Consider the following 22,772-nt stretch of genomic DNA (forward strand, 5'->3'; position numbering starts at 1 on the left):
AGATTTTATTTTTGGTTAATTATCTGATTCAGTTTTACCCCAGCGCTTAATTGATGTTGTGACTAACTCATCATAATATAATCTTGTTTCTTCAAATTTTGTAATCAGATTTGAAAAATCAATTTGAAATTTACTAAGATGATTATTTATGAAGGATTCAAGTGCTATCATCATAAAAGATATTGAATTTTCAATTGAAAAACATGTCAGTTTTATAGATTCTTCGCCATTTTCAGGACCATAATCGGCTACAATTGTATCATCTTCTAGTTTATAGTAATGTACTTTCAATAACGTTGGATTTCCATGTTTAGCACGACATAATATTCCGTATACATCAAGCTGCTCTCTAGTAGCAGAATCATAGTCTGTGACCAATTTTTTGAAAACTTTTTCTGTATAAGCACCTAATTTTTTAGGCAAACCTGCGGGATTGGTATGTTTTATCCATTCGTTAGCTAAATCGTCATTATCACCTATATAATTTATCATTATAGAAGACTCAAATAATGAAGATGCAATAGTTGCAGCTTGAATAGAGTATCCTTTCGCTCCCAAAATCCACAAGGATCTTATGTCATTTGTAGATTTTATAAGTAAAGTCTGAACTACTTTTAAAGAACTACTTGTTTGTGATAATTTTATAGGAGGGTGTGCTTCTACAGCCATTCCAACAACCTCCATACACTTTATAAGTCCTTTGATATATGGTTCTAATTCTTTTTGGAGATATAATTCATTGCTATCTTCACCTTCACTAATGGTTTGCACATTTCTTCCTCATTTCTAAATTATTTTTTTGAATTATCATGTTAAAAGTAAATATAAAATTAAAAAATGTAAATATTTACTTTTATAGTGGGTTATTAACTTGGGTTTTGAAATTATAAGCTACTAATTAAATTAAGTTAAAAAAGCCTTATCTACTCTTAAGAGCGGATAGGGCTTTTTTTATAATATTGTAGATTCGCTCGAGAGAACAACTTCATTTTTTTCTTCTCAGAGAAAATTCCCATAAATCCACCAATAACCAGCAAAACGCCTGGCAAAAGATAAAATACGGAAATGCATATGAATCCAGCAATTCCACTAGCTAGCATAAGTCATCCAGTTAATTTAGGTTTTGTTTTTGACATTTCCGCACTAACTATACTAAATACTAAAGTTAATAATGCTAAAGTCCATATTTGAGAAGTTTCTGTACTAGAAAGGGCAACATCAATGCCCCGACAATTAAGGTGATTATTGCACAGATTATTCTGAAATCCTACCAAATAAACCCACTGCAAACATTGATAATACCTCTCTTATTACTGTAGATTAATTTTCAGAGAAGTCTCATATGCGACCTTATAGACCGTATAATCTGTATATTGTAATTGAAGCTTTTTATCATTCTTAGGTTGCTCAAATGCTAATGTTCCTTCTATACTTCCGCCAGATGCTAAATCGCCATACGATAAATAAGTATCTTGATCTACCATGGTAGATGCTATATCTGTAATTTGCCCTTTACTATTGGACATTTTGTAATTGGAAGGATCATAAGACACTTGTTTTGAACTGTTGTTTTTTAGTTCTATGTGTACAATAACAAACTCGTTGCCGGATCTAGGTTTATCATATTCACTACCTTTTGATTTTTCAACTTTAGTTACAGTAGTTTCAAAACCTTCTAAATCGACAGTATCACCAATCTTAAATTCTTTTTGTGCAGGATCTACCGCCTTTGGTTGTGCAGTAGGAGCGCAAGCAGATAACATTACTACTGCACAAAATGCCAAAATGCTCATTTTAATCTTCATTTTTCTAAATTCCCCTTTAGAATATAATTTTTACCAATTGTAGTATATAAGAACTAGGTCAATCATGCTATATTATTAATTAATTTGTGAAGAATTTCAACTTTATGAGCAAGTCATTTTACATATTGCTTTATTACTTTTTTCAATGTACTCTTATTAATAACCTCTTCAGGTAAAGGAGGTGTTTCACATAATGAAGAGCATACTTCGTATAGCTCTATGTACTTTGGTTTTCTTGATAGTGCTATTATTTTTTGGGAAAACTATTATTTAATAGGTTTTTAGTACTTTGGTTGAGTACCTTCTGTAATTTGGAAGGTGTTAAACCAAGAGACTAAAGGTAAATAAAATAAAAAGCATATTCTATATTACTTGGAAGAACCAAGGACTTTATTAGCTTATATAGCTAATAAAGTCTTTTTTATTTTTAAATTAAAGGAGTAGATGCTGATAGATCATAGCGTTTTTAGAGTACTGAGAACAGATGCAGAGTTATTTGCAGCAGTGATCAGCCAGGTAAGAGTAGATGTAATGAAAGAATTAGAAATAGAAGTAGATGTGATTATTGATTATGGGGGAGTGATCCAGAAGTATACGTTAGAGTATATAAAGATTCAAGATGTTTACTATTCTAGGGATATACATATATTTAGAACTTATAAAAAATATTAACAATTTTTCGATTTAAGCCGTTATTACTTATGTAAAAAACAAAGATACATAAGGAGATAATTATAATGGTTGAATTACAGACTTTACTTTTAAGCAAAGTATTACCTGGAGGAATATTAAGTCTCATAATTGGGATACTATTTTTTGTAGGACGTTCAAGGTTTTTAACAATGTTTACATCTACTAAAATCGAAAAATTAGTGTACAGCAAAGAAAAGAATTTTTTTATAAAAGCTACAAAGACTACATTTGTAGTTATTCTTATTTCTGCAACATTGTTTTATTGTTCAGTTCTACTGATGATTTTGAAATTGAAATACATGCTAATTATTATAACAATTGTTGTATTAGCAATTCTTTTGATAGGAGCAATTTTTTATGCAATTATCTATTTTAAGCAAGGATTGAAGAAATATTTTGAAGAAGCTGACAGAAAAATTGCTTCTTTATTTTTATTATTATATAACTTGTTCAGCTTCTCACTTATCCCACTTATTGCTGGATCATTATTTACTTTAAACGAAGAAGATGTTAAGCAAATTATAGATATAAATAAACTTATTGAACTTAGATTTCTTATTATCTTAATAATACTATTATTTATTTTTATTGGTGCTTTATGCTTGCGTCTTTTTGAGAATACTTTAATTCTTATTACAAAAGAGATAAGAGTTGAAAAACTTTTATTTATTAAATTTGGGAATGGCACGGAAGTTACTAAATGGTATATATTTCATCTGAATGAAAACAATCAATTTTTATTAGGGGATAATCCTATTCAAGATAAATGTATGGTATACAAATTTATTGAGAAAGAAGAGTTGATTAAAAAAGAAATATACGTTCATCAAGATGAAGATCCTTCTCTTCCGATAGCATAAAAAGTTTGTTAATGTGTACATGCAAATAAAAAGTGTACTTTATGCATTACATTTTTTATTTGAAAATACCTAGTAAAATTAGGCTTTAGACAGACCTAATTAAATTGTTTTAAATAAAAATAAAATACTTTGTACGTTATGTATTACAGATTTACTATTTTGTTGTACAATTGTTTATGTAGAACTGGCAATTAAATTGCCAGCTCTGCTGTTTACTTTTTGACTCTAAAGCGCTCCAACCGCTTTGGAGTCTTTTTCAGCTTATGAGCTTTCCAAACAGTAATAAGAGTAATTATTCCTATCACTAATTGGATAATCTCATTCAAAAAAGAGAGCATGATATCACCTCCCTCCTGAATCTATTATAAGTGTATAAGTATGTATTAATAGAGAACGTATGTTTTTTTAAGCTAGATTTGCTATATACGATAAATATTTCTTATAATTTTTGTTTGAAGCAATAAATTTTTGGGGAGACTGATTATTTGCTTTTAAAGTATATATGTAACATAAATACAATATATACTTCAAAGAAAAATAACGATAAGTATTTATATTGATTTGTTATATATAATAAATAACAGTCTACTTCATAAGGGAAAGCCTTTCTTTACGAAGTTTTAATCTTTGGTCATGTAGTTTTTCTTTTTGTTTATATGCTTCTTTTACGTAAAAATGTATGCTACATAGCCATGTATATTTAGGCTATACTAAACTAAATAATATTGCTAAAAAATTGAAATAGTTAAAGTTAATCTATAATACATTTTGTAAACTACAGTTAATTGATCATTAAATGATGCTACTTGTTGCAATAAATTTTCGTTATAAAGTTCATATTCAGCTTTATAAAGATCAGTAGGTTCATTTAACCATTCCGAGCTGTCAAATAGATCAGCTTTAGCTTTTAGTTCAAGAATTATTGTTTCATGAGTCCAATCAATATTCCTCATAGATTGTTGTAAATAGAATGTAAGAGTTCCAAATAAAGTCGTTATTAAAAATATTATTACAGTAATGATTAAACCCAATTGTTTCATAAATTCGTATTTTTCTTCAGTTTCAGAATATATACTACCAAGATTCTCAAAACTTTCTTTTTGTATTAACTCTGTTTTTAAGAGAACGTTTTGATTTTTGAAATTGCTCCAAATCTTAAATTGAAATAATTTCCTACTTTATATTGTTCTCTTAAATATTTAGTTGCTGTTGTCTCGTGACTTAGTTTTTTGTTCAAAATATACACTCCTTCCTAAGTGTGTTTATCTGAACTTAAATATATAATAGAACTCAAGTTCGTATATAATACATAGTGGAGGGGGATTCACTATGTTACAAGATTCAGAAAGAAAACTATTTAGAATCATCTACAATCACTTTGCTCAACATCGTCAGATACCTAACCTTGCATTTTTACAACGTAGTACTGGTAAATCTAGGGATCAAATACAATCGAGCTTAATTCAACTTGTAGAAGACGAATATATTCAATGGGATGGATCTGATCCATTATCTATTCTTATGCTTAAACAACCAGATACTAATAAACCTATAGTAGAAGATGGTTCTAAATACTTTACTGAACATTAAGAGACCCTTCCATAATGGAAGGGTTGTTTTTATTTCTTTAATTGAATGTACGTATTAATCTCATTGTGAAGTGTCATAACATCTGTAATAGCTGAGTCTTAATAATTCGTAAAAGTTGTAAGTACTTTATTGAATATTAAAAGCTCTTCTATTATGAAACAGACTTTTTTGTTTCTTACTTTTTATTACTAGTAAGTTGGTTAATTTCTTTTTTTTATTTTGAAGTTTTGTTGAGTTAATTCTATTAATAGAACAATAGACGGCTTTATCAGTATAAAAAAATATAAATTATAGCAAATCTATCCTAGTAATAGAATGCAATATATAAAGAGATAGGATTAAATTTACTCTAATCGCGTGCCGATTTCGTGCCGACAGCGCTAGATATTCAATGATAAAATATACAAAATCTAATTTAAAAAATTGCGATTTTACTAGAGTTTATGCGGAATTTGATGGCTTATGATATTCGATACTAAATGGAATCAGAAAAAAAGGTTCAAAGGCAAGACAGCCGCGGCTGTTGCCTTCCAAGCGTGAAAAAAAAGAACGAGCCATACAATAATCCTCCACCATATCATCTGTTTATTTTTTATTTTCTACAAATGTTTTATAAAGCGCTCTCACAAATAAAGATACAGACCCAGTCTGTATGCAACGTACGGCTCATACCCAAGATCAATGCACTTAATCTCCTCCGCCACCGCCACAACTACTGCAAGAACTATCACTACTGCAAGAACTACTGCTTGAATCGTTTCCGCTATGACTGTGAGAAGAATCATAAGAATCGCTTCCATGACTGTGATGCCCTGATCGTCCTGAACCAGAGTCTGTAGACATATAGCCTGTACCACAAGAAGAACTAGCATTATACGATTGCAACGTCTGCACATCTGCTGGCAAATACTGATTAACTGCCGGACAGAAGTGTTGTACATCATTTTGCGAATAATATACAGCAGCACAACCGGACAGACCCAGACCATAATTATCACTTGGCGAAGTATAATTTCCGTTATCGTAGGTATGATGTTTACTTTGTTTGTTATACCGCGCCGGTGGTGTTTTTTGCAATGCTTGTTTATTGTGATCCTGAAATTGTTTGCTCAAATATAAAATGGCTGTTTTGGCTTCAGGAATATGGTTAAATGTATGACGGTTAAACAGACTATGATCGATACGATACTCATTAAAAGAATATAAGTTATTCATCGTTGAAAGTGCCAACGGATAATTGAAAAATCCATTCCACAATCTAGAGTTAGGACGAGTAATTGGGAACAGTTGCGAGTACGCCCAGTCAAATAAAGCCCGTTGATCCGGCTGTGATACTGATTGTCCATGTGGAGAATGATGCAACATATATCCAAAAAAACGATCACAGAACTGCTGATACTCACGCGTAAACATCAACATTTCATGCCAGATATCATCGACTTTACTGCTGAACATCGGCATTTGATTGAAAAGCGCACAGATCAAAAAGTAGCGACGCATTTCGACCCAGCGCCAATTCCATTCTTCCTCTGTCATATCGGGATGTTCTGTCATCACACGCTGTCTTAATTGATGAGCATAATCAGCAGGCAAAGCATTTTCTAATCTAAGAACTAACGGTACACAAGGATGACCAGCAGGCACAATCGATGTCGGTGCCGCAACAGCAGACCGGAAAAAGCGCTGATTCGCTTTGATTGACCAGGAATCGCCTTGATGTCTACGAGCGATTCTACGGAACATAACAATAAACACAATAATAAAAGCTATTAATAATAAAAGATCAAATGACATTTACAACCACTCCTGTCTTTTACAATCAGCCGATTATAAAGTTATTTTGTAGAAAACGATCTCTATACGAAAATCATTTTTGCATTACAGTTAAGCAGACAGATACCTAGTATTATCGCTAAATGAATAAAATAATAGCTAATTAGAATGTTAGAGTCCGACTGGAAATGATTACATCTTAACGTGCTGCAAATTCTTGCTTAATCTGTTGTAATAGTTCAGGTTGGCTTATCACATCATACGCTGTTTCTGCCAAAATCTTACCTCCAAATATCATCGCATCTAATGCTTCAGGTAGCTGGGCGCGATCACGAAATCCAATACTGTGCAATTCATGCTTTTCTGTAGTGACTTGAATATAAGGATGAATCGCAGGGCAGTGTGTGGATACATTTCCCAGATCAAGTGACCCAGCGTCTTTGCCACTATGAATATCAGAGCGTGCTACTCCATGTGAGACCAGATTATTAGTAAATACCTCGGATAACGTAGTATTGGTAATTAATTCATCATACGAATATTCATAATTCGACACTTTTAAAGTACATCCTGTTTGCAAAGCAGATCCTTCAGCAATACGTTTTACTTTTTCTACAAGTTCATTGGTATATTCACGACTAGCAGAACGAATATAAAATTGAGCAGAAGCGTAGTCCGGTATAATATTAGCAGCTACTCCGCCTTGATTAATAATGCCATGAATCCGCGTATCACTTCGTGTCTGTTGACGAAGAGCATTGATTCCATTAAACAATTGCAAAACACTATCTAGTGCATTGATACCGTGTTGCGGGCTAGCTGCGGCGTGAGCAGATTTGCCAAAGTATTCAAATTGCAAAGCATCCATCGCTAAAGAAATACCTGATTCTTCATAGGCATAATAAGGATGTGCCATCATCGCAAAATCACAATCATCGAACAAGCCAGCTTCTGCCATCGGCACTTTAGCACCACGTGTTTCTTCTGCTGGTGTACCATAGACTCGAATCGTGCCACCGTACTCATCAACTACAGCTTTTAATCCTACTGCTGCACTAACACTCATCATACAGATGAGATGATGACCGCAAGCGTGTCCAATTTCAGGTAACGCATCATATTCGCATAACAATGCGACAACAGGTCCTGACTTTTGAGCAGTGTAAGTAGCAATAAATGCAGTCTCGATCCCTAATACAGGAGCTTCAATAGTAAAGTTATGGAATAGCAATTCTTCTTTTAATCTGGCAGATGCTTTGAACTCTTCATTACCTAGTTCAGGATTATCTCCTATATATGTAGAAACTGCTTTGAAACGTTCAGCATGTTGGTCAATCGTTGTTGCTATTTGTGATTTGAGGTTGGATGTAATAGACAATAGTATCGTCTCCTTTAGAAGTTATCATATAATGTTTCGACCAAAGTAGTATATCATAAAGTGGAACTAAACTTACGATAAAATGATTGAATAATCATACATATTCATTTATAATAACCCGGTTAGACTTTTTAATAAGGTTTCTGTAATGGATATGATTGTAGGTCAACTTACTTCGATCCGGTAGACTGGTCAAGTCTACGTGTATAATATGGAAGGGGATAAAAAATTGAAAGTATGTAAATCGTTATTTGCGGTTTGCTTTAGTGTGCTAATTGTATTTTTAGCAGTAGCACCGATAGCATCGGCTGCACAAGACACAGGTAAAAAAGTAGTTGTAGGTTTAAGTGCAGATTTTGCACCTTATGAATTTCGTAAAAATATAAATGGCAAAGATGAGATTGTAGGATCAGATATTGAGATCGCTAAGCGAGTCGCTGCTGATATGGGAGCAGAACTGCAAATTCAAGATATTGCGTTTGACAGTTTGTTACCCGCGCTAGATAGCGGCCGGATTGATATGATTATTTCAGGGATGACACCTACAGACGAACGTCGTCAAAATGTAGATTTCTCAGATACGTATTATATTTCTCGTCAAGTGATTGTAACTCGTGCAGAAGACAAAACAAAATATAAAACGATGGATAGCCTGAAAGGGGCTGCGATCGGTGTACAAAGAGGTTCAATTCAACAAGATATCGCAGAAGGTATTCAAGGAGCTAAGTTATCTCCAGTTGATAAAGTATCTGATATTATGTTGCAGTTGGAATCGAATCGTGTAGATGCAGCAGTGATGGAAGGCCCTGTAGCAGAAGGTCAGGTGCTTAATCATCCTGATCTTGCAATCACCGATATTCAAATTCCAGACAGCGATACACCAATGGCGATTGCTGTACAAAAAGGAAATACTGAATTACTAGGTCAAATTAACAAAACATTAGCAGAACTCAAAGCTAATGATGAAATTGATAAATTCGTAGAAGCAGCTTTCAAGCTTAATTCAGGTGAAACTGATGGTGAAACAGCAGAGCAAATCAAAGATAAACCGAAGCCGAATATTTTCCAAATTTTCTGGGATTACCGCAGTTACTACTGGCAAGGTATTCAATACACATTGTTCTTATCGGCTATGGGTGTATTGTTCGGATTTATTATTGGATTGATTGTATCATTGTTACGTTTATCACAAATCTCTGTATTCCGCTGGTTAGCGATGACCTATATTGAGATTTTGCGTGGTACACCGATGCTTGTTCAATTGTTGATTATTCACTACGGTATCGCGCAAGCATTTAATATTAACTTTACCGTCTTAGAATCTGGTATTATCACATTATCTATTAATAGTTCGGCTTATCTAGCTGAAATTTTCCGTGCAGGTATTCAAGGCGTGGATCGTGGACAGACAGAAGCAGCACGTTCACTAGGTATGTCTTATGGTGCAACAATGCGTCATATCATTATTCCACAAGCGATCAAAAGTGTATTGCCAGCGATCGGTAATGAATTTGTCGTCATTATCAAAGAATCATCAATCGTTTCCTTTATCGGAGTAGCTGACTTGATGTTCCAGGCACAAGCAGTTCGTAGTATTACGTATTCTGCATTGAGCCCGTTGATTATTGCGGCAGCGATTTACTTTGTTATGACATTTATATTGTCCAAACTACTAGGTATTGTAGAACGGAGGTTGAGTGCAAGTGATCAACGTTAAAGGTCTTAAAAAGTCATATGGCAAAAATGAAGTATTAACTGGCATCGATATGGATATCGCTCAAGGTGAAGTGGTTGTTATTATTGGACCGAGTGGATCGGGTAAAAGTACATTTTTACGCTGTCTCAACTTGTTAGAGCAACCGACCGCAGGCGAGATTCATTTTGAAAATGAATTAATTACAGCGCGTAAGCATGATATTGATAATACTCGTAAAAAAATGGGAATGGTGTTCCAGCACTTTAACCTTTTTCCACACAAAACGGTATTACAAAATCTAACGATCGCACCGATCAAAGTGAAAAAAATGAATACCAATGCGGCTAATAAAATCGCAGAAGATCTGTTACACACGGTAGGGTTAGCAGATAAATACAATGCTTACCCAAGTCAGTTATCTGGTGGACAAAAGCAACGTATTGCGATTGCACGTGCACTGGCGATGCAACCGCATGTGATGTTGTTCGATGAACCTACATCAGCACTGGATCCTGAGATGGTTGGTGAAGTGCTAGAAGTAATGCAGAAGCTTGCTCATGAAGGCATGACGATGGTCATAGTTACCCATGAAATGAACTTTGCGCGTGAAGTGGGCGACCGTATTATTTTTATGGATGCAGGGCAAATTGTAGAGCAAGGTACACCGGAAGAAGTATTCGGGGCTCCAAGCCATCCACGTACCCAAGACTTCTTGAGCAAAGTATTATAAATCAATCAACTGTAACCTAATAAATAAGGTGAAAATAAGCATACGAAAAAGAGCTGATATATTTATCAGCTCTTTTTTCTGTTCAGCATAGAAATAAGAAATACAGAAGCTTCTCGTAATGATGATATCAATTATTTGTTGGGACAACTTTATGAAGATTTAGTGAAAATAGCTAATATGTCTTTTGCGATGTTTTGTTGTGTTCATTTTAGTATATAATAATAAGTATGTTATTATTTATTACGATAAATTTGGCATAATACAGATCATCATATACTGTTGGAGGGAAAATAATGACCAATCTATTTACACCATACACATTCAAAAATTTAGAGCTTAAAAATCGGGTAGTTATGCCCCCGATGTGTCAATATTCTGTAGATACTAAAGACGGTATGCCAAATGATTGGCATAACGTTCACTATATTAGCCGCGCTGTAGGCGGTACAGGACTTATTATTGTTGAAATGACTGCTGTACATCCAGACGGACGAATTACAGACAACGATACAGGAATCTGGGACGATTCTTTTATTCCTGCTTATCGCAAAATTGTTGATGGAGTACATCAATATGGAGCGAAGATCGGTATTCAATTAGGTCATGCTGGACGCAAAGCAGAAGATGCTAATCCGCCGGTGGCACCTTCGGCTGTTCGTTATGATGGAGATGGTTACAAAACACCTCATGAACTGACAACAGCAGAAGTTGAAGAACTGATCGAAGCGTATCGTCAAGGTGCACGTCGTGCTGTAGAAGCTGGATTTGATACTGTAGAAGTGCATGGAGCTCATGGTTATTTGATTCATCAATTCCATTCTCCACTTGTCAATCAACGTCAAGACGAATATGGTCAAGATCTTGCATTGTTTGGTGTACGTGTAGTAGAAGCCATTCGTGAAGTTGTTCCTGCTGAGATGGCTGTAATTATGCGTGTATCTGCACGTGAATACGTTGATGGTGGATACGGTATCGATTATATTACTGACGTTTGCCGTCGTTACCAAGAAGCAGGAGTAGATATGATGCATATTTCTTCTGGTGGTGAAGGCCCTGTTGGTTCAGGTGGTATGCAAGTAGGTCCGGGATATCAAGTAGAATTAGCAACTCATATCAAAAAAGCGTTAAATATGCCTGTGATTGCGGTAGGTCTTTTGGATGAGTATGAAGTTGCTGAAAAAGTGATCGAAAACGATCAAGCTGATCTTGTAGCAGTAGGTCGAGCTATGTTACGTGATCCATACTGGGCAACTCATGCTGCCAAAGAACTTCAATTAGAAGCAGAAGTTCCGGTACAATATGCACGTGGATATCATAGATAATTATACTTAAATATGTATATTTACCAAAATATTGATTACCATGTCATTGTATTTTTTGAACAATAATAATAAATTTTTTGACGCTAGATAACGGTTATGTAGAAAAAGAATAACGAATTATAAGTCATCATTTTAAAAAGCCTGTACCCTTTGTACATCAAGGGATACAGGCTCTTTTTTTGCTCAAAAATAGTAGTGGAATGCATCGTACATAGGCTGACATTCGATTCGTGAAATGCTCTATTTTTGAAATGCATTTCTAAAAATTAAAATAACAAAGTGATCCAAAAATGAATCTCTTCCGTTCATCTGTGTAAGGACGACAACAAAAACTAAAACAAACACATAAAGGAGTTTTGATGATGAAAATGAAAAAATTAATAGTGCCGGTACTTAGCTTATCTTTGTTAGTTCCCACTACAGGTGCTTTTGCCGCAGATGCGACTTCAGCATCAATGCCAACTGTCAGCACCAAAGCAGCAGACCTTCGTTCGGATCTTGATTATCTATTATCTGAACATTTTGCGCTAGCTGTTGTAGCGATGACCAAAGCATATGAAGGTGCTCCTGATGCTGCACAAGCGTTAGACGCATTGGATAAAAATGCATTAGATATGCAACCTGCTATTGAGTCTTTGTATGGTAAAGAAGGCGCAGCGGAATTCGAAAGAATCTTCCGCGCTCATAATCAATACACTGATGAATTGGTAAAAGCGACTAAAATGAAAAATGAAGATGCAATCAAAGCCGCAGAAGCGAAAGTACAAGGATTTGTAGATGAATTTGCCAAATTCTTATCTACAGCAACAGGCGGTAAATTACCTGAACAAACCGCTGAAAATGCTCTACGTCTCCATGAAGATCAAGTACAAGATGTATTTGAAAAATATGTAGCTGGTGATTATACAGGTGCTTACACCGAATATCGTGAAGGTTTGGAAACGATGTTTACCGTAAGTAAAGCGTTATCAGGTGCGATTGTAACTCAATTCCCTTCTAAATTCGATAACACTTCTGTCGACACACCAGCAGCAGATTTACGTTCAGCACTTAATCATCTAGCAGCAGAACACTTTGCATTATCTGTATTGCAAATGCAAAAACAATATAACGGCGAACCTGATTCTGATGCATTAATCGCAGCTGAAGCAGGCAATACAGCAGACTTTAAAGCAGCTATTTCATCAATCTATGGTGCAGAAGGTGCTAACCAATTTGAAAAAATTTGGGTGACCAATCATATCAAAGCACAAAGCGATTATGTAGATGCACTCAAATCAAATAACCAAACTTCTTTACAAGCTGTCAAAGATCGTATTACTGACTTCACCAAAGAATTCTCTACATTTTTAGGTACAGCTACAGCAAACAACTTGCCAGCAGATGCAGCATTAGCAGCATTACGTACACATGAAGATCAAGTGCAATCTGTGATCGATCAATATGCAGCTAAAAACTATGCAGGTGCATATACAGCAGATCGTGAAGGATACAAAACGATGTTCGGTATTGGTAAAGCATTGGGTGGTGCGATCGTAACGCAATATCCAGATAAATTTAAAACAGCAGCAACAACACCTATGCCTACAGCGCCAACCACTCAAACACCAACACAACCAACAACTACAGCTCCTACAACATCGAATGATTCAATGATGATGGTATGGATGAAGTTGAATAGCAAACAGCTCAAAATTGGTGACAAAACAACGATGATGGATACAGCTCCAGTTGTTAAAAATGGCACAACGTATATCCCACTTCGTTACCTGGGTGAAGGAATCGGTGCTAAAGTAAGCTGGAATAAATCTGCCGGTCAAGTAACAGTAATGGCAGGTAGCGATACAATGAAATTCTGGATTAATAATAAAAAAGTAGATGTAAATGGAACTACTAAAATGTTAAGTGCAAATGCTATGGTGAATAGCGATGGTAGAACACTAGTACCTTTACGTTCGATTACTGAATTATTAGGTTGGGACGTAAAATGGAACAAAGCAGATGGTTCAATTACGTTAACAAAATCGATGTAAGATAGCGTTCACTACTAATGAGATATTCGGTTATGCCCATAGCCAACCCATCTCGGTGTGATTGACGCCTATATAGATAAAAACACTCTTGGTCTTATGGACCGAGAGTGTTTTTTTAGTTTCAAATATGTTTAATTTTATATGTATAGATTGCAATGAGCAGGGTGATATAGACGAAAGACCCATAATCCCGTAAAATAGGTAGTATAAGGAACCTATTGGTGTTTATATGCAGTCATATAGTCAGAATATAGAACGATGAATAGCGGTCAAATTACAAATTATTGAAACGTTAAATATCATGCTTCGTATTATGATCTATCATTGACACGACAATAGTGATCAATTATTAAATTGGAGGTAATTATTTATGTCTATTTTCAAAAGATTACGTGATTTAACTTTATCCAATGTGTTTGCTTTGATTGAGAAGGCAGAAGATCCTATTAAAATGACAGATCAATATATTCGTGATATGTCTGCTGACCTTGAAGATGCAGAGAAGGCTGTTGCATCACAGATCGCTATTGAGAAACGTTTCAAACAATCGTACGAAGAGCAAGAAGCATTGGTCAAAAAACGTGAAGAGCAAGCACATATGGCTGCTCAAGCGCAAAATATTGATCTGGCTCGTCGTGCACTAGAAGAAAAGAAAAATGCTGAAGCCAAACGTGATGAGTTCAAAGCGAACTATGAGCAAAACAAAGCTTCTGCTGATAATCTTCGTGCCAAATTAAATGAAATGCGTAAGCAATTGACTGAAATGAAAAACAAACGCGATACATTAATCGCTCGTTATCAAGCAGCCAAAGCGCAAAAAGAAATCAATCATGCGATGAGCGAATTTAGCTCTGATTCTGCAACATCTGGCTTGAAACGTATGGAAGAAAAAATGCTACAAATGGAAGCTCAAGCACAAGCGAGTGAAGAAGTGAATGGTCAGAACAAATCACTAGATGATGAGTTCGCATCGCTCGGTAAAGACAAAGCTGTTGAAGATGAATTAGCAGCATTGATGAAACAATACGAAAACAAATCTTAATTTCATCCCAATATAAATTAGGCTATTCTTATATCTTATTACAAAGCGAAGGTCGGAACGATACAGCTTGTTCTCCTTCGCTTTTTGTATGGATTTTTGATGAAACGTGATTGGTTGATGATGTTAATTGATATGCCGAAAATAGTACATGCTTTAATACGCTACAAATAGTTTTACAATGTTGAATATGTGGAGGATGTCTAGTATGAGTTGGAACATTTTAGGGTCAATCGCGGTATGGACAGCAGTAGGAGCAGTACTTTTATTTGTTTTGATGTATGTCGATTCCTTATTTACCAAGTACAAAGATATTGCAGAAATTAAAGCAGGAAATAATGCAGTCGCAACTCGTTTGGTTATGAAGTTATTTGCTCAAGGGTATATCTTATCGGTAGCGATCGGTACATCATGGAGTCTTGGCGAAGCTGTTCTTGTGTCTGTGGTATCATTTGTAATCTTATTAATCTTAGAATTAATCGTACGCTTCTTATTGAAACAAATGATGGGTCTTGATCTAGATGAAGGCACCAAGCAAGGTCAAATCGGTTACGGTTTACTTGGCGGAGCATTGCAAATTGTAGGTGCATTGATTATTTCAGCTTCATTATAAAAGATCACGAAAGGAAGAGTGACGATGGGATTGTGGAAAAGACTTACAAACCTCGTATCAAAGCCAGAACCGGCTAAAGTTGAAAAAAGCCCGATGGACTTGAGTGTTGGGGATATTTGTGAAGTATCATTGGTTACATATGAAGTTAAAGGAAGCGTTCGTAACCGCGCTCGTAATGCAGTGGTTCTCACGATACAAGATGGCAATGCGATTGCTTATCTGCATATTGAAGAGCGAGAAACGGTACGCTATGCTCTGTATTATCCAATTGATGGCGGTCTTGAAGATTCAAGTCAAGTACCTAGCCATATTGAAATGGATGATACTGATTATTACTTAGAAGAACAATATGAAGGAACAGTGATATCTACAGGCAGAACACCAGCATTACAAAGTGGAGATCAATCGGTATGGCAATATCAATCAGATGATCGTAAATTACTTCGTGTCGAATGGCAAGCTGGACGTTTTACTTTGTATGAAGGAGAATTCGTACTTAACGGAGACGTTCATGTTATCCGTGCTAGTTAGGAGCGAAGAAGAATGAAACAACGTGCATCATGGTTGCTCAAAATCGCAATAATGCTTGCCTTATTAACTTCATTATTATCAGGGTGTGGTAATTCCAAAGTTGAAGTCAATTATCCACTGGAATCAGTAAGTAGAGATGGCGATTCGACTTCATACGTATACCGGGCAGCAGGACAGACCGTTCCTGTAGTTGCAGAGCAATTATCGGATCAACGCACACCGCAAGAGATGAGTGTACAAGATCCTGAGCGGATGTTTTTGGTCTATGATAATGAATTGATTCAAGTTCAACAAGACCCTGAGAAAAAAGAAGATACTTTGATAGAAGTCGATTCGGACAAATATGTTGCTCGAAATTATGACTCTAGCTTTTTACAAGGGTATCTTACAGCGAGTATTATCAGTAATTTATTTAATTCATTCGGTGGATATCATTATGGTGGCAGTTATCGTGGATATACAACGTACAACACCTATAAGCCCACGATCCAATACAAAAAACCAACCGCTCAAGATATCAAACAAGCTCCACCTTTAACAGTGAACAAATCAGGTTCTATCTTCAAGCGTGGCACATCTTCTAGTTCAAAGCGTTCTAAAGATAGCGGTAGTATTTTCAATCGTGGTTCCTCTTCTTCCAATGGATCAAGTGGAACAATCAATCGAGGCAGCCGCTCAGATTCGTCCGGTGGCGGATTCTTTTCTCCTTCACGTAGCAGTAAACCGAAGACTAGCTCAGGATCAGGCAAAATACGCAAGCGAGGTCGAAGGTAGCCTGTCAAACGTATAATTGTAGAAGTAGGATGATCGATACAAGCTCCACCTTTTATATTATTGTATATTTTATCTGCTAAAAGACCGTATCCATATTATGGGGTACGGTTTTTTTGACTTTATTGAATGACTGTATAGCTATGCTATTGTAGGTAAACTATCTTTAATCTTCAACTAGGTAAATATACAGGTAAATCTAAATAAAGATTATTATAGTAGGGGTATATGATTTGATAGTATTAAATGACTTATTTTTTATACGGAATAATATAATGAAATATCATTATATGAAAAATTCACAATAATAAATCAAAAAAAGATCTCAACCCCAACCCTATAAACCTTAAATGCCAAACCAAATTCTCGTATCAAAGGATTTCTATATAAAATAAATATCTACTATAAATGATTCAATAAATAATGTGGAGTGAATATACATAATAGCTTTATTGATCTGCTTTTAAATGAACAACAAAACTTGCATGATCTTTGATGTTAGTCTATAAAAGAAAAGAATAGAAAAGTATATACATGCCAAATAGCTACATACAGGAGGAGCATCGATATGAAGGAACCACAATCATCGTTATTCGATAAACAGGAAAGTTCAAATCCTGTTGACCATAATCCAGCTAAATTTAACCGTAAGCCTATTACTCCAGCAACTGCACAACAAAAGATTGCTAATTATGTACGTATAATCGATACAGAAAAAGTATCAATTTATACAGCAGGCGGGCGATTCTTGGCGGAAGATGTACAAGCCCCTCATCCATATCCGCACTTTCGACGTTCAGGGATGGATGGGTATGCAGTGATTGCTAGTGATATTGCTCAAGCTTCAAGTGAACATCTCATCTGGTTACAAGTGATTGATAATATTCCTTGCGGACAGACACCATCGGTGCAATTGATACAAGGCACAGCCGCACGTATTATGACTGGAGCGATGGTTCCAGACGAAGCAGACACAGTAGTGATGTTAGAAATGACAGAGACTAGACAAGCAGAAGGACAAGAGTGGGTAGGCTTTAAGCGCTCGGTGGAGCAAGGACGTAATATTACGCCAATTGGACTTGAAATCCAAGCAGGAGATATTTTATTAACCAAAGGTGCACAGATTAGCGCAGGAGAAATTTCGGTATTAGCTACATTTGGTGTGCATGAAGTTGAAGTGTATCGCCGTCCGCAAGTCGCTATTTTTTCAACAGGTACAGAATTATTATCTGTAGAAGAACCTATTGAACCCGGCAAAATTCGCAATAGTAATTCATACATGTTAGCTGAACAAGTCAAAGCAGCAGGCGGAGAGCCACATGTACTAGGTGCTATTATGGATGATCTGGAACTGGCACGCACTACAATGTTACATGCTTTATCTTCTTACGATATTGTGATCTCAAGTGGTGGTGTGTCTGTAGGCGATTATGATGTTATGGGTGATCTGGTACGTAGTGATGAAGTAGAGATGTTATTTAACAAAATATCTATGCGTCCGGGTAGTGTCACTACGGGTGCAGTCAAAGACGGCAAGTTATTATTTGCCTTATCGGGTAATCCAGGCGCTTGTTTTGTGGGTTGCGAATTACTGGTACGTCCAACGATTCGTCAAATGATGAACTCTAAGCAAGATTATTTACCAGAATGGACAGCAACATTAGGGCACGATTATCATAAAATCAATAGCTTTACCCGTTATGTACGTGGAACTATAGCTGTAGAAGAAGGTAAGATTGTTGCTTATCCGGCTAGTTTAGATGAATCAAGTGTAATGGTCACGATCAAAGATAGTGATTGCTTAATCGTCATTCCACCTACGAGCGAAGTACTGCCAGCAGGAACGACGGTATCTGTATTACGTCTGAGTCGTTGATATTATGACAGATACTATGTCCTCATCTAATGATCATTCTGTACGTTTGCCAATAGTTATTCAAATTGTAGGTTACAAAAATTCAGGCAAAACCACATTGATCGGAGCACTGTTGCAACACTGGTCTACGCAAGGAAAAAGAATTGCTGTTATCAAACATGATGCTCATGAATTTGACATGGATCATGCAGGTACAGATACGTATGCTCATACACAATTAGGCGCAGCAGCGATAGCGATCAGTTCAGCTACACGAACAGCAATCATAGAGCAACAACCTTCATCATTAGAACAATTAATCGCTAGATTTGCTGTAGGATATGACTTGATTCTAGTAGAAGGATTCAAACAAGCTCATTATCCCAAAATTGTGATTGTTGCCGATCAAGAAGGCATTTCTTTACCTGCTGAATTATCGCATGTGAAATGGGTTTACAATCGGTATGATTCATTTATATCTTCAAATTTGAAAGAAATCACTTTTATAGATGCTAAAAAAGATGGTATTATAACGATAATCTATGAATTGGAAAATTACATTGAAGCTCAGGGGGAACATCAGAAATGAAAATCACACTTATCGCCGGCAGTAATCGTCCGGACGCATCAACTACTTTACTTAGCCAGTATATTGCCCGTCTGCTTCAAGAGCATGGACATGAAGCAGAAGTATTTAATTTGTACGAACATCAATTGCCGTTATACGGACCAGGTGAAGCGTATGGACATGAAGAAGTACAGAAGCTTGCACAAGCTGCGAAGTCTGCGGATGCTCTTGTATTAGCAACACCAGAATATCATGGTTCGATTTCAGGCGTACTCAAAAATGCATTAGATTTCTTGGGTAGCGATTATTTTAATAATAAAGCTGTGTTATCTGCGAACTCAGCAGGTGGATTGATCGGTACAGCTTCTTTGTTACATTTACAGACTATTGTTCGTAATGTACATGGGATTAACTGTCCGGAATGGATCTCGATTGGTGGATCACAGCGTGAATTTAATGAAAACGGAGAACCGATTGATGAAGGAACAGAACTGCGTATTCGCAAAGCAGTTGAAAACTTTATTGAGCTAGCATCCAAATTAAGTAGTGCGTCTGCGTAAGCAGACTTTAGTATAGTTGTACTATTTTGACCGTATACTTATACAGAACGAAATAGATCGTAAAGCAATATTAAGTTTGCTGTTTGGATACACAAGTATAAGTATTGTATTCAACAACTATTGAAATAACCAAATCCCCTTACTAACAGCATGGAACTTACTCCTATAGTGAGTATTCGCTGACATAGTAAGGGGATTTTGCTATAGATATTAATTGTTGCTAATTTATAAGATTGTTATACAGTGTGATAAGGATGATCGTATGGTTACAATCTGAACACTACAAATCTGTTCTTTTTTCGATCGCTTCAGACATCGTTTTATCGGTAAGATGCGCATAAATTTCTGTTGTTTCGGTAGAAGCATGACCTAACTGTTCTTTTGTTTTATAAATATCGTTTTGTAAATAATAATCGGTTGCAAACGAATGACGTAATTTGTGTACCGTAAGATAAGGTTTGCCAAAGCTTTTAGCATATTTCATAATCATCGCTTGAATCGCCCGCTTGGTCATTCGTTTGCCAGAAGACTGTCCATTGGGACGGGCGACAAATAAGGCCGTTTCTTTTTTCGGTGTGCGATAACGAGTCTCACGCAATTGTAGATAGGTTTGGATCTCGTCTTTAGCTTGCTCACGAAAATAGATAGGCGTTTTAAAAGTCTCGTCGTTGTTCCCTTTACGCGATACATACATTAATTTCTGATTGAGATCAAGATCGATTAAGTTAAGGTTGACCACTTCTGATACACGCAAGCCTGAGTTCAAAATCAAACTCGTAATACAAGCATCCCGCTCACGATTAAGTTCATATGAATATAGTGCTTGTTTGTTAGTGGCAATATCTTCACGATATCCTTCCAGAATATAACCGACAAATTCCAGCAGTTCTTCATCTTCCAAAATCTTACCTTTTAATTTGGCGGCAGTATCTTTGGGTTTGTGCATTCGTTTCACTTCAACTTTTGCCATAATATTACGTCTGAGCAAAGGATAAAAATCATCATCTTCAGCAATCTGGCTCAAATAATGAAATAGCGAGCGGAGAGAAGATAATTTACGAGATACAGTTACACGCGTATTGGTGCCTTCGGTTCGAGTTGTTAAATGAAGACGATAATTCGTAACATCTTCCATCCGCAACGTTTCCAATTCTAGTAATTGAATTTGTTTGTAATCAGCGGCTGTAGATAATCCTTCTACAATCATCCAACCGAAAAAAGACTCGTAATCTCGTATGTACTCCAGCAATGTAGATGGAGAAAGATCAGGTAATTTATAATTGATAAATTGCTCTACAAACCATGGCATAGAAGGCAATTTTTCGTCTAATTTCAAGCGATCTGCTATTTTTTGTACACTCATGTTGATATTCACCTCTTACCCGATTGTAGCACAAATAGGAGCAGATCATCTGTTTCGTGAATTGGAAATGATTTGCTTCTTTTAGAGAGAAAAGTATATAGTAAAAGGAAAAGAAAAACGTACATGTGCAACGCTAAACGACCTGACTTCGGTGATGGAGGTTCATCATGAGATTAAAGCTTGAGCAAGTGCCACGTAGTCGCAGACGTGTAATCCGGGAAATGATGCAATTGTATCTTTATGATTTTACATATTATTTGAGTATTGATCTTGATGAGAAAGGTCGCTTTCCCGAATATCCAGGGTTAAATCAATATTGGAGCCAACCTGGTAAAAAGTTTCCATTTTTAATTTATGTCGATTCGTATATTGCTGGCTTCGCTCTGGTCGATCGGTTGAAAGATCCTTTAGAAGCAGATTATTATATGACCGAATTTTTTGTGTTAAAAAAATACAGGCGTACAGGAGTCGGTAAGTGGGCTGCTCATCAATTGTTCTCACGATATGCAGGCACATGGAAAGTAACCCAAGTCCAGACTAATCGTCCGGCACAGCTATTTTGGCGTCAGGTGATTGGAGAGTATACAAAAGAGCAGTATCGGGAAGTGGTTCATCCACACTATGGCAATCCCAGTCAGTATTTTGATACACAACAAGCTGAATAATATCATCTACACCTAATCACAGCATAGAGAGGAAGAAGCATTATGTATTTACCATCCTTTTCGTTATCTGATAAAAAAGCTATCGTAACCGGAGCAGGCAAAGGCATCGGACAAGCGCTGGCTGTTGGACTTGCTCAAGCTGGAGCAGATGTAGGATTGATCGCTAGAACAGGATCAGATCTAGAAGTGACCAAACAATTAATTGAAAAGCATAGCAGTCGCAAAGCGATCTGTATCACTGCTGATGTAACAGATCGCGAGCAAATGCAAGCTGCTTTTGATCGGTTTGAATTGGCTTTTGGCGCACCGGATATTCTAGTTAATAATGCAGGGATGAATATTCGTTCCAAAGCGCTGGATGTCACTGACAGTGAATGGCATACAATTGTAGAAACAAATTTACATTCAGCGCTAATCGCTTCACAAATAGCTGCACATTTAATGAAAGAACATGGTGGAGGCAAAATTATTAATATTGCTTCTGTGGGTGGGCATACTGCTTTGCGTACAGGTGTAGTCTATGGCGCAACCAAAGCAGGTCTCATCCATATGACCAAAATTCTAGCTATGGAATGGGCACAATACGGCATCCAAGTCAATGGTGTAGGCCCCTGGTATTTCCGTACTCCTCTTACCGAGACCATCTTAGCAGATGAACAGTACATGCAAGACATTCTGGATCGCACTCCTATGAAACGTGTAGGTAATCTAGAAGAAGTCGTAGGGCCTGTAGTCTTTTTAGCTTCGGAAGCGGCAGGGTATATTACAGGACAAACGATTATGGTAGATGGTGGAATGTCTGTATTTGGATTTTGATAATAGGGAATAAAATTATTTTAGGGTTTACTACTTTTTCTAATCATTGTATACTGTATCTAAATGAATAGCTAACGAGGAAGCACCTCGCATAAAAGACAGTAGTCTTTT

22 protein-coding genes are annotated in these 22,772 nt (G+C 36.2%); 16 read left to right on the plus strand and 6 right to left on the minus strand.

What is annotated here, in order from left to right:
• Positions 1 to 15 precede the first annotated feature (15 nt).
• Both PQ460_RS11155 and PQ460_RS11160 read right to left on the minus strand, forming a co-directional pair.
• On the minus strand, positions 16 to 771 hold the full coding sequence (locus tag PQ460_RS11155; protein WP_274172730.1) for a hypothetical protein: 756 nt from the start codon (positions 769 to 771) through the stop codon (positions 16 to 18).
• Positions 772 to 1,310: 539 nt separating this feature from the next.
• Positions 1,311 to 1,805 (minus strand): DUF4352 domain-containing protein, encoded by a 495-nt coding sequence (locus tag PQ460_RS11160; RefSeq protein WP_274172731.1) that lies wholly within the window; start codon positions 1,803 to 1,805, stop codon positions 1,311 to 1,313.
• A gap of 444 nt (positions 1,806 to 2,249) precedes the next feature.
• On the opposite strand from PQ460_RS11160, the gene PQ460_RS11165 reads away from it, so the two are divergent.
• Positions 2,250 to 2,477: a hypothetical protein gene (locus PQ460_RS11165; RefSeq protein WP_274172732.1), complete on the plus strand. Its 228-nt coding sequence runs from the start codon at positions 2,250 to 2,252 to the stop codon at positions 2,475 to 2,477.
• Between the two features lie 65 nt (positions 2,478 to 2,542).
• The gene (locus PQ460_RS11170) at positions 2,543 to 3,358 is read left to right on the plus strand and encodes a hypothetical protein (protein ID WP_274172733.1); all 816 of its coding nucleotides are present in this window, start codon (positions 2,543 to 2,545) and stop codon (positions 3,356 to 3,358) included.
• Positions 3,359 to 4,086: 728 nt separating this feature from the next.
• Here the strand turns inward: PQ460_RS11170 and PQ460_RS11175 are convergent.
• Complete coding sequence (locus tag PQ460_RS11175; RefSeq protein WP_274172734.1) at positions 4,087 to 4,398, minus strand: hypothetical protein; 312 nt, start codon at positions 4,396 to 4,398, stop codon at positions 4,087 to 4,089.
• Positions 4,399 to 4,687: 289 nt separating this feature from the next.
• On the opposite strand from PQ460_RS11175, the gene PQ460_RS11180 reads away from it, so the two are divergent.
• On the plus strand, positions 4,688 to 4,948 hold the full coding sequence (locus PQ460_RS11180) for a hypothetical protein (protein ID WP_274172735.1): 261 nt from the start codon (positions 4,688 to 4,690) through the stop codon (positions 4,946 to 4,948).
• 687 nt (positions 4,949 to 5,635) lie between these two features.
• Here the strand turns inward: PQ460_RS11180 and PQ460_RS11185 are convergent.
• Positions 5,636 to 6,742, minus strand: coding sequence for a glycine-rich domain-containing protein (locus PQ460_RS11185; protein ID WP_274172736.1), 1,107 nt, complete (start codon positions 6,740 to 6,742; stop codon positions 5,636 to 5,638).
• Between the two features lie 178 nt (positions 6,743 to 6,920).
• Positions 6,921 to 8,093: a M20 family metallopeptidase gene (locus PQ460_RS11190; protein WP_274172916.1), complete on the minus strand. Its 1,173-nt coding sequence runs from the start codon at positions 8,091 to 8,093 to the stop codon at positions 6,921 to 6,923.
• A gap of 235 nt (positions 8,094 to 8,328) precedes the next feature.
• Here PQ460_RS11190 and PQ460_RS11195 point away from each other — a divergent pair, with 235 nt between their 5' ends.
• From PQ460_RS11195 to PQ460_RS11245, 11 genes are all read left to right on the plus strand, one after another.
• The gene (locus PQ460_RS11195; RefSeq protein ID WP_397381791.1) at positions 8,329 to 9,816 is read left to right on the plus strand and encodes an ABC transporter substrate-binding protein/permease; all 1,488 of its coding nucleotides are present in this window, start codon (positions 8,329 to 8,331) and stop codon (positions 9,814 to 9,816) included.
• Positions 9,803 to 10,525 (plus strand): amino acid ABC transporter ATP-binding protein, encoded by a 723-nt coding sequence (locus PQ460_RS11200; protein WP_137221604.1) that lies wholly within the window; start codon positions 9,803 to 9,805, stop codon positions 10,523 to 10,525. The genes PQ460_RS11195 and PQ460_RS11200 overlap by 14 nt, the downstream gene beginning before the upstream one ends.
• A gap of 293 nt (positions 10,526 to 10,818) precedes the next feature.
• A complete protein-coding gene (locus PQ460_RS11205) occupies positions 10,819 to 11,847 on the plus strand; it encodes an NADH:flavin oxidoreductase/NADH oxidase (RefSeq protein ID WP_274172737.1) in 1,029 nt (342 codons plus the stop codon).
• A 362-nt stretch (positions 11,848 to 12,209) separates the two neighbouring features.
• Positions 12,210 to 13,880, plus strand: a complete 1,671-nt coding sequence (locus PQ460_RS11210; protein ID WP_274172738.1) for a copper amine oxidase N-terminal domain-containing protein — start codon at positions 12,210 to 12,212, stop codon at positions 13,878 to 13,880.
• Positions 13,881 to 14,250: 370 nt separating this feature from the next.
• Positions 14,251 to 14,922, plus strand: a complete 672-nt coding sequence (locus PQ460_RS11215) for a PspA/IM30 family protein (RefSeq protein ID WP_069328148.1) — start codon at positions 14,251 to 14,253, stop codon at positions 14,920 to 14,922.
• Between the two features lie 205 nt (positions 14,923 to 15,127).
• Positions 15,128 to 15,532: a DUF350 domain-containing protein gene (locus PQ460_RS11220; RefSeq protein ID WP_273612593.1), complete on the plus strand. Its 405-nt coding sequence runs from the start codon at positions 15,128 to 15,130 to the stop codon at positions 15,530 to 15,532.
• Positions 15,533 to 15,556: 24 nt separating this feature from the next.
• Positions 15,557 to 16,063 (plus strand): DUF4178 domain-containing protein, encoded by a 507-nt coding sequence (locus tag PQ460_RS11225; protein ID WP_273612592.1) that lies wholly within the window; start codon positions 15,557 to 15,559, stop codon positions 16,061 to 16,063.
• A 12-nt stretch (positions 16,064 to 16,075) separates the two neighbouring features.
• A complete protein-coding gene (locus PQ460_RS11230) occupies positions 16,076 to 16,837 on the plus strand; it encodes a DUF4247 domain-containing protein (RefSeq protein WP_273612591.1) in 762 nt (253 codons plus the stop codon).
• Between the two features lie 565 nt (positions 16,838 to 17,402).
• Positions 17,403 to 18,710: a molybdopterin molybdotransferase MoeA gene (locus PQ460_RS11235; protein WP_274172739.1), complete on the plus strand. Its 1,308-nt coding sequence runs from the start codon at positions 17,403 to 17,405 to the stop codon at positions 18,708 to 18,710.
• A 4-nt stretch (positions 18,711 to 18,714) separates the two neighbouring features.
• Positions 18,715 to 19,278, plus strand: coding sequence for a molybdopterin-guanine dinucleotide biosynthesis protein B (mobB, locus tag PQ460_RS11240; protein WP_274172740.1), 564 nt, complete (start codon positions 18,715 to 18,717; stop codon positions 19,276 to 19,278).
• Entirely contained in the window at positions 19,275 to 19,817 is a 543-nt protein-coding gene (locus PQ460_RS11245) for an NADPH-dependent FMN reductase (RefSeq protein WP_273612588.1), read from the plus strand. The genes mobB and PQ460_RS11245 overlap by 4 nt, the downstream gene beginning before the upstream one ends.
• 280 nt (positions 19,818 to 20,097) lie before the next feature.
• On the opposite strand, the gene xerS is transcribed toward PQ460_RS11245, so the two are convergent.
• Entirely contained in the window at positions 20,098 to 21,180 is a 1,083-nt protein-coding gene (gene xerS, locus PQ460_RS11250) for a tyrosine recombinase XerS (RefSeq protein ID WP_274172741.1), read from the minus strand.
• A 167-nt stretch (positions 21,181 to 21,347) separates the two neighbouring features.
• On the opposite strand from xerS, the gene PQ460_RS11255 reads away from it, so the two are divergent.
• Positions 21,348 to 21,845 (plus strand): GNAT family N-acetyltransferase, encoded by a 498-nt coding sequence (locus PQ460_RS11255; RefSeq protein WP_273612586.1) that lies wholly within the window; start codon positions 21,348 to 21,350, stop codon positions 21,843 to 21,845.
• A gap of 42 nt (positions 21,846 to 21,887) precedes the next feature.
• On the plus strand, positions 21,888 to 22,661 hold the full coding sequence (locus tag PQ460_RS11260) for an SDR family NAD(P)-dependent oxidoreductase (RefSeq protein ID WP_274172742.1): 774 nt from the start codon (positions 21,888 to 21,890) through the stop codon (positions 22,659 to 22,661).
• Positions 22,662 to 22,772: the final 111 nt, after the last annotated feature.

The organism is Paenibacillus sp. KACC 21273 (assembly GCF_028736095.1).
Classification (GTDB): domain Bacteria; phylum Bacillota; class Bacilli; order Paenibacillales; family Paenibacillaceae; genus Saccharibacillus; species Saccharibacillus kyungheensis.

Excerpts from the sequence above, each read along its gene's own strand:
- PQ460_RS11160 (WP_274172731.1), bottom strand. The coding sequence starts at position 1,805 with ATGAAGATTAAAATGAGCATTTTGGCATTTTGTGCAGTAGTAATGTTA.
- PQ460_RS11165 (WP_274172732.1), top strand. The coding sequence starts at position 2,250 with ATGCTGATAGATCATAGCGTTTTTAGAGTACTGAGAACAGATGCAGAG.
- PQ460_RS11170 (WP_274172733.1), top strand. The coding sequence starts at position 2,543 with ATGGTTGAATTACAGACTTTACTTTTAAGCAAAGTATTACCTGGAGGA.
- PQ460_RS11175 (WP_274172734.1), bottom strand. The coding sequence starts at position 4,398 with ATGAAACAATTGGGTTTAATCATTACTGTAATAATATTTTTAATAACG.
- PQ460_RS11180 (WP_274172735.1), top strand. The coding sequence starts at position 4,688 with ATGTTACAAGATTCAGAAAGAAAACTATTTAGAATCATCTACAATCAC.
- PQ460_RS11185 (WP_274172736.1), bottom strand. The coding sequence starts at position 6,742 with ATGTCATTTGATCTTTTATTATTAATAGCTTTTATTATTGTGTTTATT.
- PQ460_RS11205 (WP_274172737.1), top strand. The coding sequence starts at position 10,819 with ATGACCAATCTATTTACACCATACACATTCAAAAATTTAGAGCTTAAA.
- PQ460_RS11210 (WP_274172738.1), top strand. The coding sequence starts at position 12,210 with ATGAAAATGAAAAAATTAATAGTGCCGGTACTTAGCTTATCTTTGTTA.
- PQ460_RS11215 (WP_069328148.1), top strand. The coding sequence starts at position 14,251 with ATGTCTATTTTCAAAAGATTACGTGATTTAACTTTATCCAATGTGTTT.
- PQ460_RS11220 (WP_273612593.1), top strand. The coding sequence starts at position 15,128 with ATGAGTTGGAACATTTTAGGGTCAATCGCGGTATGGACAGCAGTAGGA.
- PQ460_RS11225 (WP_273612592.1), top strand. The coding sequence starts at position 15,557 with ATGGGATTGTGGAAAAGACTTACAAACCTCGTATCAAAGCCAGAACCG.
- PQ460_RS11230 (WP_273612591.1), top strand. The coding sequence starts at position 16,076 with ATGAAACAACGTGCATCATGGTTGCTCAAAATCGCAATAATGCTTGCC.
- PQ460_RS11235 (WP_274172739.1), top strand. The coding sequence starts at position 17,403 with ATGAAGGAACCACAATCATCGTTATTCGATAAACAGGAAAGTTCAAAT.
- mobB (WP_274172740.1), top strand. The coding sequence starts at position 18,715 with ATGACAGATACTATGTCCTCATCTAATGATCATTCTGTACGTTTGCCA.
- PQ460_RS11245 (WP_273612588.1), top strand. The coding sequence starts at position 19,275 with ATGAAAATCACACTTATCGCCGGCAGTAATCGTCCGGACGCATCAACT.
- xerS (WP_274172741.1), bottom strand. The coding sequence starts at position 21,180 with ATGAGTGTACAAAAAATAGCAGATCGCTTGAAATTAGACGAAAAATTG.
- PQ460_RS11255 (WP_273612586.1), top strand. The coding sequence starts at position 21,348 with ATGAGATTAAAGCTTGAGCAAGTGCCACGTAGTCGCAGACGTGTAATC.
- PQ460_RS11260 (WP_274172742.1), top strand. The coding sequence starts at position 21,888 with ATGTATTTACCATCCTTTTCGTTATCTGATAAAAAAGCTATCGTAACC.